Genomic DNA, 12822 nt, shown 5'->3' on the forward strand with positions numbered 1-12822 from the left:
CTCTATCTCCGATCCTTTACAAGGGGAACTGCTTCAGACAAGGTAATTGGAATTCGCGCGAGCGGTTTGCCGGCATCAGCCATCGCATGGCCAAAAATCGCGCTCTGCGGCATCATCGCGCCGTATTCCATAATTTCCGGATTGCTCAAGATTTCATGTGTCGGGCCCGAGAAGGCAATGCTTCCCTTGCTCATTACAAGGATTTCATCGCAATATTCTGCGATCATATCAATCTTGTGTTCCACCAGAATAATAGTCTTGTTGGACTCTTTTAGAGTCTTGATAATCCCAAAGACATCTCGGGTTCCTTCCGGATCCAGCTGGGAAGTGGGTTCATCAATAATAAGCATTTCCGTTTCCATCGAAATGATCGAGGCGAAAGCGACACGCTGACGCTGGCCTCCGGAAAGTTCATTCGGATTATTTTCAATCAGGTCATCAATTTTTAGAAGCTTGCAGACGTTCGTGACTTTCTCAATGATTTCTTCTTTGGGAACACCCAGGTTTTCCAACCCTAATGCCACCTCTTCAAAAACGGTTTCTTTGATACCGCTGATTTGCGTGAATGGGTTTTGGAAAACATACCCGATTTGCGCGGAGAGTTCATCCAGGTTCCAGTCGCGGATATCAGTGCCGTCGACCAGGACATCGCCCTTAAGTTTACCTTTATAGAAATGAGGTACCAACCCACGGATCAAATTACATAAAGTCGTCTTCCCGCCGCCGTTTTCACCGATAATGCCGTAAAATTTTCCCGATTCGAAATTATAGGAAATCTTTCGAAGGGCTTGATTTTTTGTATATGGATATTTATAAGAAACATCATTCAATTCAATTTTTGCCATGTTATCTCCGCTGTTTTCTTAAACCAATTGTGCGTGAAGCTGAACCAGCTTGCAGCCCTGCCATAGTCCGGTTCAATAATTTTCCCGTTAATTGTTTTTCGGTCATCGGATAAACCTGAAGACCAGCGTCGCGGCACAAAAAACCCAGGCAGCAATACTGAGGGTTTTCTGCGTTGTACTTGCCGGAGCAAGTTCACGTAAAAAAGTATGCTTACGTTTCACTGAAAAAGCGCGCGCATCCATCGCAATTGCTTTTTCTTCCGTGCTGGCAATGGCGCCCAGTAGGAGTGGTCCCAATGTGGGGAAGAAGGCTTTCGCACGCACCAGGATGTTTCCGTCGGTTTCAATTCCACGCGATTTCTGGCTTTCCAGAATCGTGACTGAAGCTTTTTTCAAGTCAATAATGTTCTGCATCGAAGCCAGCATGATAAAGGAATTCTCATGGGACATTCCGAGCTGCTCAAATGAGTACATCAAATCACGCATGGGGGTTGTCGCAAAGAATAGGATCAGGCTGCCTGAAAAGCCAAGAATAAATGTAATCCGGTCCCAACCCGCCACGAAAGATTCCAAATACCACTGCCAGCCAAAGATATTAATAAAGGGCGTAACATTTCCGGTACGCATACCGATTTGGCGGACAATTGTTACAAACAGAATGACAATCATACAAACTTTACCGTACATATCAAAAAATACTTTGAATTTCCCAGCCAGTAAAGCCACTACGCAGCAGGCAAGACAGAGGGGAATCCCATAACGCCAATCAAGCATAATAAGTGCAGAAAAAGCAAAAGCCAAACAAATATTGAGCTTTGTTATTGGATTTAAATCCAACCAAAAATTGCCGGTTTTCTGATAACTTCTAAAACTATTGATAAATTCACTGTCCACTAAAACAACTCCTTTTTTGGAGAATCTCTGATAATAGAATAAGAGCGCACATAGAAGGTGCGCTCTTATTATGATCAAACGGTTCAAATATGAATGCGATACCTTGCCCCACCAACTGCAATTTTTGCGGTTTTCGTTGCAAGCGCATTATCTTTAAAACGTTCTAATTAATCTTCGTCCTCAAGCGCTAGGTCTGCATCTTTGATGTAGATTTTACCCAGCGGCAGCTTGGCGAGGAAACGAGTGGGGATTGCTTGCAGAATACCGAAAGCAGCGATGACGGTGAGTACTTTGTCGAAGATATCCATACCGAATTCAGCAATGAATTGGGACAGGAATTTCGGCAAACCCAAGGTTTCGTGCAGCGGAATGGCGAAGATGGATGAGGTGCCGGTTCCGAAGTCGAATCCGTATAGGACCCAGGTCATGAGAGAGCCCAGACCGCCGCCGATGAGAGCGAACAGAAGGGAACTGAGCAATGTCTTCCCAAAACTCTTGAATACACCCTTCTTGGATAAATATGCAGCAGCAATACCGAACATAATATTGAGGATTGCGTAGAACAGGGTGATGGGATCTGAAATGGAGTTCAATACGTTGGAGACGAGACCGACGATGATACCGGGCACGACGCCGCAAAGCGCACCAACAACGATGGTGCCAATTGCATCCAGGTAAAGCGGGAGTTTCAACAGTAGAGCAATTTGGCCGCCGATGAAGTTCACAGCGATACCGATGGGGATGAGGAACAACGATAACTTATCTATCTTTATTTTATTTGCCATTTATAAATTCTCCTATTTAATTTATTTTTAGTGCTTCCCTTATTTTCTGCTCAATTCGTGCTCATCATGGATTTTTATAAAAATCCCACGAATCAAAACATTTACAAAGTATATGAATTTCGTATGGTAAAGTCAAGAAATTTTTTGCTAATTACCTTAAATTTTCCGAAAATAATCATAACAGATATCCATTGTTGAACAATGGTGCAAATATAAAGGCCGACAACCATTATTCCTTGACTTTGCTGAAATGCAATGTAACAATTACATGCTTGACTCATAATCAACGTGCTCTGTTTTGAAAATAGATTATCTCAATATCAAGGATTTATAAATGCCAAATGCTTATAGTGTGTTTATTGGTGACGTTGCGCTTGACGAGTATTACAAATCCGATTATTGGCCTACGATAAAAGATAAGGCTTTGGTGGATGCACTTCCGGCCATTCCAGGAGGTATGATCGCTAATGCTGCCTGTGTTTCCGCCGCGTTGGGGATGAATGTTAAATTTCTAGCGGCGCTGAACAGCGGCGCGATTACCCGATTTTTACTGGACGACCTGGAAAAAAGCGGTGTGGATACCTCCCTGGTCGTTTTCGATGACACTCTGGCTGACTCCAAAACCATGATCTTTTTGGTGGGAAATGAACACACCGTGATGATTCCACGGCTGGGTCTTGAGTATATCGAACTGACCCGCGATAAATTAGATATCCTGGCAAACGCCCAATACATCTATACGACCCCTTCGGAAATTGCTACGCTGCATTGTGCGGATATGGGTAGCGAAGAAATCATCGATTACTGCCGGAGTAAAGGCGCAAAACTTGTTTATGATGTTGATGTGGATTACATCCAGGATGGCAGCGAAGATCGTTACAAACAATTGGATATTTTATTTTTTAACGAAGTTGGTTTTGACCGATATCGCGGTACGTTGGATCAGCGTGCGGCCGCAGATCGTCTCTTGGGCTATGGGCTGGAACTGATCATCGTGACGCTTGCCGAAAAAGGTTGTGTAGTCTATTCAAAAGGTGAAACTATCCATTCTCCGGCTTTTGAAGTTGAGATCGTGGATGTTACCGGCGCGGGTGATACCTTCTGCAGCAGTTTTCTATTTGCGCTTTCATTGGATAAAGGAATTAAATATGCTGCGGAGTTTGCCAACGCCGCAGCATCGATTTGTGTAAGCCGGCTGGGTGCCAGAGCCGGCGCAGTCTCCAGGCAGGAGATTGAGCGGATAATGCGCTTATAGTACTTGCAGGACACCCGCTTCGTCGAAATAGTATATATTTTCGCGTTTGAATCCCAGTTTCCCGCCCTTCTGACGGATGTGGGGTTCAAGCGTGAAAGGCTTTCCCACTTCTTTGAATGAACGAGTTGTACCGCGCTCGATATACACACGATCCTTCTGATCCATTTCAATGGAATGTCCCAGATTCCCATGGATATCGAGGTTCTCAAAACCCAAACCGATAATTTCATCGTTTAGTTTCAGGAATAATTCCTCATAGGTCATTTCCGGTGTCGCAATTTCTTTCAGCTTGGCATGCAGGTAAAGTTCCGCATCCAACCCCTGTCGGAACAATGGATTGCTGGGGGCATCTTCGGGCGCGACACCACCATTCTCCATGAATATCGTACGGGCATAGTCACCCCAATAACCGTCCACTGTTGGTGCAATGTCAATTGTGATGACGTCATTTTCAGAGACGCAGTTCTCATCGCTTGAATAACAATCGTGCCCGGACATGGATTCGATCGAGCGTTTGCCCAGCAGAACCAATGCGCCAATCCCGTGATACCACCACGAATTGGAGCCTTTCTCAGTCATAAGTTCAAGTGCTTTTTCTTCAATTGTCTTTTCACTCATGCCGACGGTAATGAATTCGTGAAGTTCACTCATGGTTTCTTTGGCGATATTCTGAGCAATACTGTTTTGATGCAACGGGCACCTCCAATGCGAGAATTAGATCTCGTGGAATTATATATCATCAAGAGCTGTCAATCTCTCCAGGATTTAAAGAAACAGGTCTGTTTATTAAAAACAGACCTGTTTCATGCCAACCTTTCCCCTGTAATACTAATTAAAGGTGGGATCTTATCACTTAGCGAGCCCCCAATAAGACCTCGATAGTTAATTGATCAAGACGTTCATACTTCATACCTCTTTGGGCAATAGCCTTTCGATCAAACGGATGGCTTTTTAACGCATTTACCTTATCAGATGAATATTTACCAAAATACTGGTTCATCGAACCGTCATCAGCGTTGACCTCAGCCACAATGGCCTGGATTTCACTGTCCGCGTTCCACCTTTCCGCTTTTTCTTTCAGGATCAGATAGGTGCGCATGCAGCCGCGCGCAAAATCCTTTACACCCTCATAGTCTTCTGTTCGGTACGCGTGCGCATCGAAGTGGCGGCTTCCGTCATAATGGTTATCCTCCAACAATTTGACCAGGAAAAAGGCGCTCTTGGGATTAACACTGCCAAAACGAAAATCCTGATCATAACGTCCAAAGGCTTGGTCGTTCAGGTCAATATGGAAAAGTTTTCCGGCATCCATAGCCTGTGCAACGCCATGAGTGAAGTTCAATCCGGCCATGTGTTCATGGGCAACTTCAGGATTCACACCGACCATTTCGGGGTAATCTAACGTCTCAATGAACCCCAGCATATGGCCAGTTGTGGCATTATACATATCGCCGCGCGGTTCATTGGGTTTGGCTTCCAGCGCAAACTTCAAGTCGTAATTCTGGTCCTTTACATATTCACACAAGTAATTCATCGCTTCACGGGATCGCTTGATCGAAGTAATGGGATCCTTGGTGGCATCGCTTTCAACGCCTTCGCGCCCGCCCCAGAATACGTATACCTTGGCGCCCAATTCAACGCCCAAGTCAATCGCCTTGATGGTTTTCTGCAACGCATAAGCTCGAACCTTCGGATCGTTCGCGGTAAATGCGCCGTCCTTGAAAATTGGTTCATAGAATAAGTTGGTTGTGGCCATCGGTACAACCAGCCCGGTTTCAGCTAATGCTTTCTTGAAATCTCGAACAATTTGGTCCCGTTCCGAGGGCGTTGCATCAATGGGAACCAGATCATTGTCATGAAAGTTGACACCCCATGCGCCTACTTCAGCTAACAAATGGACCAACTCCACCGGAGTTATCTTTTCACGCACGGATGCGCCAAAAGGATCACTGCCGGTATTCCCTACGGTCCATAGACCAAAAGTGAATTTATGCTCGGGTTTTGGTTTATATTCAGTCATCATATTTTGCTCCTTCTATCCAATAGTAAAATTCATAGAAATCGGTTTGGGTGCACCCAAATCCTGTCCACGTTTTCCGGGAGAGCATCCCCCCACCTCCAACCGGAAATCGCCTGGTTCAAGCGTGAGTTTTCCGTCATCGTTGAAAAACGACATCATCTCAGGCGTTATTATGAATTCCACTTTTTGCTTTTCCCCGCTCTCAAGCATTACCCGCGTGAATCCAATTAAATGGTGGATGGGGACAATGGTGGATGCTTCCAAATCAGACAGGTAGAACTGAACGACTTCCGGGGCTGTTATCGCACCGATATTCTGCACCATAACGCTGACACTCAGCGAATCTCCAAGCTCGATCTTCTCTTTCTCAAGTTTCAAATCATTATACGCAAATTGGCTGTAGCTCAATCCAAATCCAAATGGATAGAGCGGTTCTTTTTCCATATAGCGGTATGTGCGGCCTGCCATACTGTAATCATCGAATGCCGGGATTTGATCCAGCGACTTCGGGAATGTCAGCGGCAGTTTGCCGGAAGGAGACGCATCGCCAAAAAGCACATCCGCCACCGCCCGGCCGCCTTCCATACCCGGATACCAGATGAACAGAATGGCATCCACCATATCTTCAACATCCCCCAACGCAATCGGGCTTCCTCCGGTTAATACCAGGACGATCTTGGTACCTAAAATTGCCAATTCCTTAATGTAATTTACCTGGCTGGCCGGTAACGAAATACTGTGGCGATCACCATCCTCCGGAGACAATAAGGATTCTCCTTCCTCGCCTTCCAGGAATGAGGAGAAACCGCCGCACACGATAGCCAAATCGGATGATTGGGCCATTCCCGGCGCCCAGGTTTCTTTGATCTCACGTGGATGCTTCAACATGGCTCCGGTGGTGTATTCCATCCCCATCCCCTCAGGAATGCGCCCGGTAATTCCTTCCAGCATCGTTACCATCTGGTCATTGAAGCCGTAATAGTTACCCAAAAGGACTTCCGTGCTGGTGGCATTTGGCCCGGTAACAAAGATCTTTTTGGTGGTTGGTTTGATCGGGAGGATGTTGTCCTTATTTTTAAGCAGCACCACTGATTCAACCGCGGTTTGGTAGGCCAATTTTCGATTTGCATCGCATCCCACTACATCCATCGAAATGGACGTAAACGGAACCTGATCCGGTGGGTCGAACATCCCTAACTTGAAGCGTGAAAGCAGCGAACGCTCAAGCGCGTGATCCACATCTTCCTCGGTGATCAACCCGCGCTCAATGGCTTCCGGTATTTCGTCGAAGACATGGTCGCATCCCAGGTCGCAGCCGCGTTTGATAGCCAAAGCCGCCGATTCCGGTGCGTCCTTCGTCACTTTATGGTTGAGATGGAAATCTGCAAGCGCCCAACAATCCGAAACATAATGCCCCTTGAATTTCCATTCTCCCCGCAGGATATCCTCGATTAACAATTTACTGGCACAGCATACCTCGCCTAATGTTCGGTTATACGCACCCATCACGGCTTCGACATCCGCGTCCTGTACCAATTTCTTGAAAGCCGGCAGGTATGTGTCATATAACTCGCGTTTGGTTACAATCGCGTTAAACGTATGGCGTTCTTTTTCCGGTCCCGAATGAACCGCGAAATGCTTCGCGCATGCGGCAGTTTTCAGATATTTCGGATCATTCCCTTGCAAGCCTTTTACAAAAGCTGCAGCCAATTCTCCGGTAAGGAAAGGATCCTCTCCCCAGGTTTCCTGTCCCCGCCCCCAACGCGGATCGCGGAAAATATTGACGTTAGGCGACCAAAAATTCAACCCCTGATATTGGTCAGTGTATCCATTCCGCTTCAGCGCGGCATGATATTTCGCACGGCCCTCATCGCTGATGGCAGAAGCAACCTTCTTGATCAAATCTTTGTCCCAAGTCGCGGCCATACCGATGGCCTGTGGGAAGACAGTCGCTCGGCCGTTGCGCGCCACACCATGCAATGCTTCGCTCCAATAGTTGTATGCCGGTATGTTTAAGCGCGGAATACCCTTTGCGGGATGGCTCATCAAACCTACTTTTTCCTCCAGGGTTAACTGCCCAACGAGGTCTACGACTCTTTCTTCAAAAGGTAACGTCGTATCCAGATACGATCGGTCACTCGCTTTATTGTCTTCTTTCATAACGCTCCTCTTAGCAAGACAGAAAAAGGTATTTCTCCTTCTTCGGTAATTTTTATTTACAACGTGCCACTAATAAAAGTTTTTCTTCTTTTCAAAGACTTTCATTCTGGTTGGATGAACCAACCGGAATTATTTTCCATTACAAACTATGGATAACGCGTCTTTTTTCTCTACGAATCATCATGATTAATACTGTTATCCTTTCACAGCTCCGGCGGTTAACCCGGATATAATCTGTCGTTCCGCGAAGAAATAAAAAATAATCGTTGGAATGGCAGATAAGGCCACAAATGCTGAAACCAAAGCCAAGTCCTGTCCATATTGTCCCTGGAATTGCATCGTACCCAGAGGCAGCGTCCATAGGTTGTTGCTGTTTAAGACTACCAAAGGGACCAGTAAATCGTTCCAGCTGGCAATCATCACCAAAGCACCAACTGCTGATAAGGATGGTTTTACCAGGGGCAGCATAATGCGGCGGAAAAAGTCAAAATTAGTACATCCATCCATATAAGCCGCGTCTTGTAAATCCATTGGTACCGCGGTAAAAAATCCACGCAGGATCATGATATTGCCTGACAATTGAAACGCGATCTGCACCAGGATAACCCCCCATAATTTGTCGATCATTGGTATGCCTATCTGCTCCATTTGCCGTAATACAAAATAAACAGGCAAAATTGCCACATTAATCGGGAACATAAGTCCAACGGTGAATAAATTTAAGAAAAAATTCTTTCCGTTGAATTGCATACGTGCGAAGACAAATGCGGCCAATGCGCATATAGCGACAGTTCCGGATGTCGTGGCTACCATGACAATCAAACTGTTCTTTAACATATTCCAAAAACTGGGCGTATTCAATATATGGCGAATATTGCTCCAATCCGGCGGATTGGGTACAGCATAGGGATGTGAATACATCTGGCCTGTTGTTTTTACGCTTCCAAACATCAAGATCACGATAGGGACAAAGATCATTATGGTGGCACAGGTTAGAAAGATGTAGGTTATCGCCCGGGGCATTGTTTTGCGCATCCATCGCGGAGGAGTAATGTATTTACCCATTAGTGCATCCTTTCTATAACCCTGTAAGGTAATCTGGTTTCCGTGTCAATGCCTGGTAGATCAACGAGAAAATCATACACAGAATGAACATGATTATGGCCACCGCAGACCCATAGCCCAATTGGAATCGTACAAACCCAAACCGGTACATGTACGTTGCCATCGTTTCGCTGGCATTGACCGGCCCCCCTTTGGTCATCACCCAGACTAGAATAAACTGCTGAATTGACCCCAACACAGACATATAGACTGATGTCTTGATGGTGCTGCCCAATAAAGGCAGTGTGATGAAGAGGAAATTTTGAATTGAATTTGCGCCATCGATGCGCGCAGCCTCTTCGATTTCCTTCGGGATATTTTGTAGTCCGGTCAGATACAACAACATGTGGAATCCGAAATATTTCCAGGTTAGCGTAACGAAAATCGCGAAAATAACGATTTTCATATCTGCCAACCAGGCAATTGGTTCCAGCCCAAACATCACCATGATAGCATTCAAGATCCCTCTTTCCGGATCAGGGTTATAGAGCAGCATCCACATGATGGCCGTGTTTACTTCTGAAAGGACATACGGCAGAAAAAATACTGTGCGGAACAACGATCGTCCAGGCAGATCACGCCCAACTAAAACCGCCAGGATCAAAGCCAGGGGCAATTGGATTCCCAATGACAACACAATAATCAGGAGCACATTTTTTATTGCTTTAAGGAAGACTTCATCTGTTAATATTTTTCGGTAATTATCTATACCGATGTAGTCCACCGCGGGTCCAAAGCCTTTCCAATTGAAAGTACTGAAATACAACGAACGAAATATCGGATAGATCACAAAAAGACTGAAAAGGACTAAAGCCGGCAGTAAAAAGAGCGCGATGACAAAGCGATCCTGAATTCGCCTACGGCTGATAGAGTTCTTCTTGAGGTTGAGTTCTTTTTGAGCAGCGGGAATCAATTGCATTATTTACTCTTTCTTTAATTCTCCGTAAAACACTGAATCTATTCATCCAACAATTTATCCGCAGGAACTCAAAGATATGTCTATCCTTTATCCGGCTGCGAAAAAGGTATTCACTGATGATTTAGAAACAGGTGCGTTTCGGCACAATCAGGACCGAACGCACCTGTCTCGATTACCTTAGATTATTGAATCTGCTCTTGCGCACCGGCTTCAATTTCAGCCGCCACTTCTTCGGCCGTGGCCGTACCGGCAAACAGTTTCTGTACTGCATCGTTGATGATGCCACCCATCGCGGAGGGCAACACCTGGTCATAATACAGTTGGAAATAATCTGCCGCTGCAAAGCTCTGTTGAACGAGCAGCAGGTTCGGGTCGGTCAAACCAACCTCAGCACCCTTCACGACCGGAATGCCGGTCCCAGATGCTGCAACGGTGGTCTGGTTTTGCACGTTGGTCAGGAATTTAACGAAGTCGATCGCCTCTGGGCTGGCATCTTTTCCAACCGCAAAGCCGTTGCCGCCGCCTATGACGTCTGTTAATGCGCCTGCGCCGCCCTCAACAGCCGGGAAGTTGAACATACCCAGATTGGCTACACCCACGCCGTCCGCGCTGTTGGCAGCTTCGACGGAAGGTGCCCACTGCCCGGATAATTCCATGGCAGCATTGCCGTTACCGAAGGTTGCTTGCATTTCGTCATGGGTCGCGCCCAGATAACCTGCCTGGAAGGGATCCATATCGATCAGTTTCTTGAGTTCTTCGCCAGCCTGTACAAAAGCCGGATCAGTGAATGCGCCGGAGCGGTCAGCAGCCGCGGTGAAAGCGGCTTCGCCGCCGATGCGGGTGGCCAGATAGGACCAAATGTGCATACCGGTCCAGGTATCGCCTTCACCCAGGGAAATCGGGGTGATGCCGGCATCTTTCAGTTTCTGAACGTCGTCCAGGAATTCGGTCCAGGTTGCGGGGGTTGAGGTAATACCGGCCTGTTCAAACAGGTCTTTGTTGTACCACCAACCAACCATGCCCATATCCCACGGCACGCCGTAATTCTTGCCGTCGGAAGCAAATACCGCCAACGCGCCAGGGGCGAAAGTATCGCGCCATGCGCCGCCGTCGGCATCCAGATCGGCAGTGATGTCCTTCAACAAACCGGCATCGATCTGTTCCTTCAAGGTACCGCCGCCCCAACTCTGGAAAATATCGGGGACCTCACCAGACTGCATGACAGTGGTGAGTTTGGTTTTGAAGGCTTCATTTTCCAGGACTGTGATCTCAATGGTCACATTGGGGTGCGCAGCCATGTAGGCATCGGCCATATTCTGCCAATCGGTCAGCGGCGGGTCCTTGGTTGAGATATGCCACCAGGTGATGGTGACCGGTTCAGCTACCTCTTCCGCGGGAGCTTCTTCCATCGCGGGTTCAGCCGCAGCAGGTTCTTCGACCGCTGCTTCAGTTGCAGCCGCTGTACCGCACGCGGTCAGCATGAATGCCGCAACGAGTAATACACTAATCAATACAAAAATCTTCCGATTCATGTTTCTCCTCCATTTAGGGTGTCAACAAGATATAATAGGAAAGTGCGGAGAACGCCTCCACACAACTGTGCAGGTCTTCTTTAAACGGTCAAAGTTGTTGAGAAGGCCTGCTTTTTAATTGGTTTTCTTCGATTATTTCCACCTCCCTTCCCAGTCATTTTCACATCTGTAGCTTCTTATAATCTCTTTCGATCACTCTCTGCCTGTCAACTCTCATGGTACTCACGGCAGGAGCTCCGAACTACCAGCTGTGTCTGAACTTTCAGTGTTTGCTTTTCTAATGGGACTTCATTGATGATTTGGATCAACATTTGCATCGCCCCATACCCCTGTTCAGAAATGAATTGATCAACAGTGGTCAATCCTAAATATTTAGATTCTGAAATGTTATCGAAACCGACCAGCGAGAAATCCTCCGGAATCCGCAGGCCCATCTCCTCGGCTACCTGATACACGCCCATTGCCATTTGATCGTTGGAAGCAAATATCGCGGTTGGCCGGTTCTTCAGTGATAATAATTGCCGGCCGCATTTAACTCCTGTTTCGGTGGTGTAATCCCCTGAAGCAATCAATTCTTCTTTGATGGGAATCCCGTTTTTTTTCAGTGCATCACGATAACCGGACAAACGCCGGTTTGCACTTTCCAGTTCGGTGCGGCCGTTAATGAACCCGATGCGCTTATGTCCCAATCCAATCAGGTATTCCATTGCGGCCCGCGATCCCTCGTAATTGGTAGCGTGCACAGAAGGATAATTGGGATGGCTCATGACCGGGTCAATAGACACAATAGGTTTATCGATGTTGTATTCCGATGCCACTGGCGCAACTACAATCACCCCGTCGGAAATGGATTTCGCCAGAAGAGTGATGTATTTTTGTTCAGAAGTAACCCTGCCCCGCTTGCGCACATCGCCGGACGTGTAAACCAACAGATCAAATTCCGATTCCGCGATGGCGCGGTTGACCCCCTTCATAACCTCGATAGCAAATGGATAAGCGATATCGGGCATGATTAAGCCAATCAGGTTCTTTTTCTGGCTGCGCATGCTGCGTGCTGCCAGATTAGTGGAATAACCCAGATCGTCAATTATGGATAGGATATGGTTTTTGGTCTCTTTGGCAACATCAACTTTGCCATTTAACACACGTGAAACAGTCGAAACGGATACTCCGGCAGTCTCTGCAACATCTCGAATTGTGACCGAGCGTCTTTGATTTTCCATATTCCCTGTTTTTCTCATATAACGTTGCCGGTATCATTACCGGTATCGTTATTGGTATTATTCCACGTGTACTTGGAAATGTCAA

11 protein-coding genes are annotated in these 12822 nt (G+C 46.7%); 1 reads left to right on the forward strand and 10 read right to left on the reverse strand.

Annotated features, from left to right (window positions below):
- Positions 1-2: 2 nt before the first annotated feature.
- From Pelsub_RS09805 to Pelsub_RS09815, 3 genes are all read right to left on the reverse strand, one after another.
- On the reverse strand, positions 3-845 hold the full coding sequence (locus Pelsub_RS09805) for an energy-coupling factor ABC transporter ATP-binding protein (protein ID WP_116223918.1): 843 nt from the start codon (positions 843-845) through the stop codon (positions 3-5).
- A 102-nt stretch (positions 846-947) separates the two neighbouring features.
- The gene (locus Pelsub_RS09810) at positions 948-1739 is read right to left on the reverse strand and encodes an energy-coupling factor transporter transmembrane component T family protein (RefSeq protein ID WP_158675068.1); all 792 of its coding nucleotides are present in this window, start codon (positions 1737-1739) and stop codon (positions 948-950) included.
- A 167-nt stretch (positions 1740-1906) separates the two neighbouring features.
- Positions 1907-2524, reverse strand: coding sequence for an ECF transporter S component (locus tag Pelsub_RS09815; RefSeq protein WP_116223916.1), 618 nt, complete (start codon positions 2522-2524; stop codon positions 1907-1909).
- 334 nt (positions 2525-2858) lie between these two features.
- Here Pelsub_RS09815 and Pelsub_RS09820 point away from each other — a divergent pair, with 334 nt between their 5' ends.
- The gene (locus Pelsub_RS09820; protein WP_116223915.1) at positions 2859-3779 is read left to right on the forward strand and encodes a carbohydrate kinase family protein; all 921 of its coding nucleotides are present in this window, start codon (positions 2859-2861) and stop codon (positions 3777-3779) included.
- Here the strand turns inward: Pelsub_RS09820 and Pelsub_RS09825 are convergent.
- From Pelsub_RS09825 to Pelsub_RS09855, 7 genes are all read right to left on the reverse strand, one after another.
- On the reverse strand, positions 3774-4472 hold the full coding sequence (locus tag Pelsub_RS09825) for a M24 family metallopeptidase (RefSeq protein WP_116223914.1): 699 nt from the start codon (positions 4470-4472) through the stop codon (positions 3774-3776). The genes Pelsub_RS09820 and Pelsub_RS09825 overlap by 6 nt on opposite strands.
- Positions 4473-4632: 160 nt before the next feature.
- Entirely contained in the window at positions 4633-5802 is a 1170-nt protein-coding gene (xylA, locus tag Pelsub_RS09830) for a xylose isomerase (RefSeq protein WP_116223913.1), read from the reverse strand.
- A 12-nt stretch (positions 5803-5814) separates the two neighbouring features.
- On the reverse strand, positions 5815-7959 hold the full coding sequence (locus Pelsub_RS09835; protein ID WP_116223912.1) for a glycoside hydrolase family 3 C-terminal domain-containing protein: 2145 nt from the start codon (positions 7957-7959) through the stop codon (positions 5815-5817).
- A gap of 195 nt (positions 7960-8154) precedes the next feature.
- A complete protein-coding gene (locus Pelsub_RS09840) occupies positions 8155-9024 on the reverse strand; it encodes a carbohydrate ABC transporter permease (protein WP_116223911.1) in 870 nt (289 codons plus the stop codon).
- A 13-nt stretch (positions 9025-9037) separates the two neighbouring features.
- The gene (locus Pelsub_RS09845) at positions 9038-9982 is read right to left on the reverse strand and encodes a carbohydrate ABC transporter permease (protein ID WP_116223910.1); all 945 of its coding nucleotides are present in this window, start codon (positions 9980-9982) and stop codon (positions 9038-9040) included.
- Between the two features lie 182 nt (positions 9983-10164).
- Positions 10165-11514: an extracellular solute-binding protein gene (locus Pelsub_RS09850; protein WP_116223909.1), complete on the reverse strand. Its 1350-nt coding sequence runs from the start codon at positions 11512-11514 to the stop codon at positions 10165-10167.
- Between the two features lie 206 nt (positions 11515-11720).
- Positions 11721-12737: a LacI family DNA-binding transcriptional regulator gene (locus tag Pelsub_RS09855; protein WP_158675069.1), complete on the reverse strand. Its 1017-nt coding sequence runs from the start codon at positions 12735-12737 to the stop codon at positions 11721-11723.
- Positions 12738-12822: the final 85 nt, after the last annotated feature.

Origin of the sequence: Pelolinea submarina (assembly GCF_003966975.1) — a bacterium.
GTDB lineage: Bacteria > Chloroflexota > Anaerolineae > Anaerolineales > Anaerolineaceae > Pelolinea > Pelolinea submarina.

Excerpts from the sequence above, each read along its gene's own strand:
- Pelsub_RS09805 (WP_116223918.1), bottom strand. The coding sequence starts at position 845 with ATGGCAAAAATTGAATTGAATGATGTTTCTTATAAATATCCATATACA.
- Pelsub_RS09815 (WP_116223916.1), bottom strand. The coding sequence starts at position 2,524 with ATGGCAAATAAAATAAAGATAGATAAGTTATCGTTGTTCCTCATCCCC.
- Pelsub_RS09820 (WP_116223915.1), top strand. The coding sequence starts at position 2,859 with ATGCCAAATGCTTATAGTGTGTTTATTGGTGACGTTGCGCTTGACGAG.
- xylA (WP_116223913.1), bottom strand. The coding sequence starts at position 5,802 with ATGATGACTGAATATAAACCAAAACCCGAGCATAAATTCACTTTTGGT.
- Pelsub_RS09835 (WP_116223912.1), bottom strand. The coding sequence starts at position 7,959 with ATGAAAGAAGACAATAAAGCGAGTGACCGATCGTATCTGGATACGACG.
- Pelsub_RS09840 (WP_116223911.1), bottom strand. The coding sequence starts at position 9,024 with ATGGGTAAATACATTACTCCTCCGCGATGGATGCGCAAAACAATGCCC.
- Pelsub_RS09845 (WP_116223910.1), bottom strand. The coding sequence starts at position 9,982 with ATGCAATTGATTCCCGCTGCTCAAAAAGAACTCAACCTCAAGAAGAAC.
- Pelsub_RS09850 (WP_116223909.1), bottom strand. The coding sequence starts at position 11,514 with ATGAATCGGAAGATTTTTGTATTGATTAGTGTATTACTCGTTGCGGCA.
- Pelsub_RS09855 (WP_158675069.1), bottom strand. The coding sequence starts at position 12,737 with ATGGAAAATCAAAGACGCTCGGTCACAATTCGAGATGTTGCAGAGACT.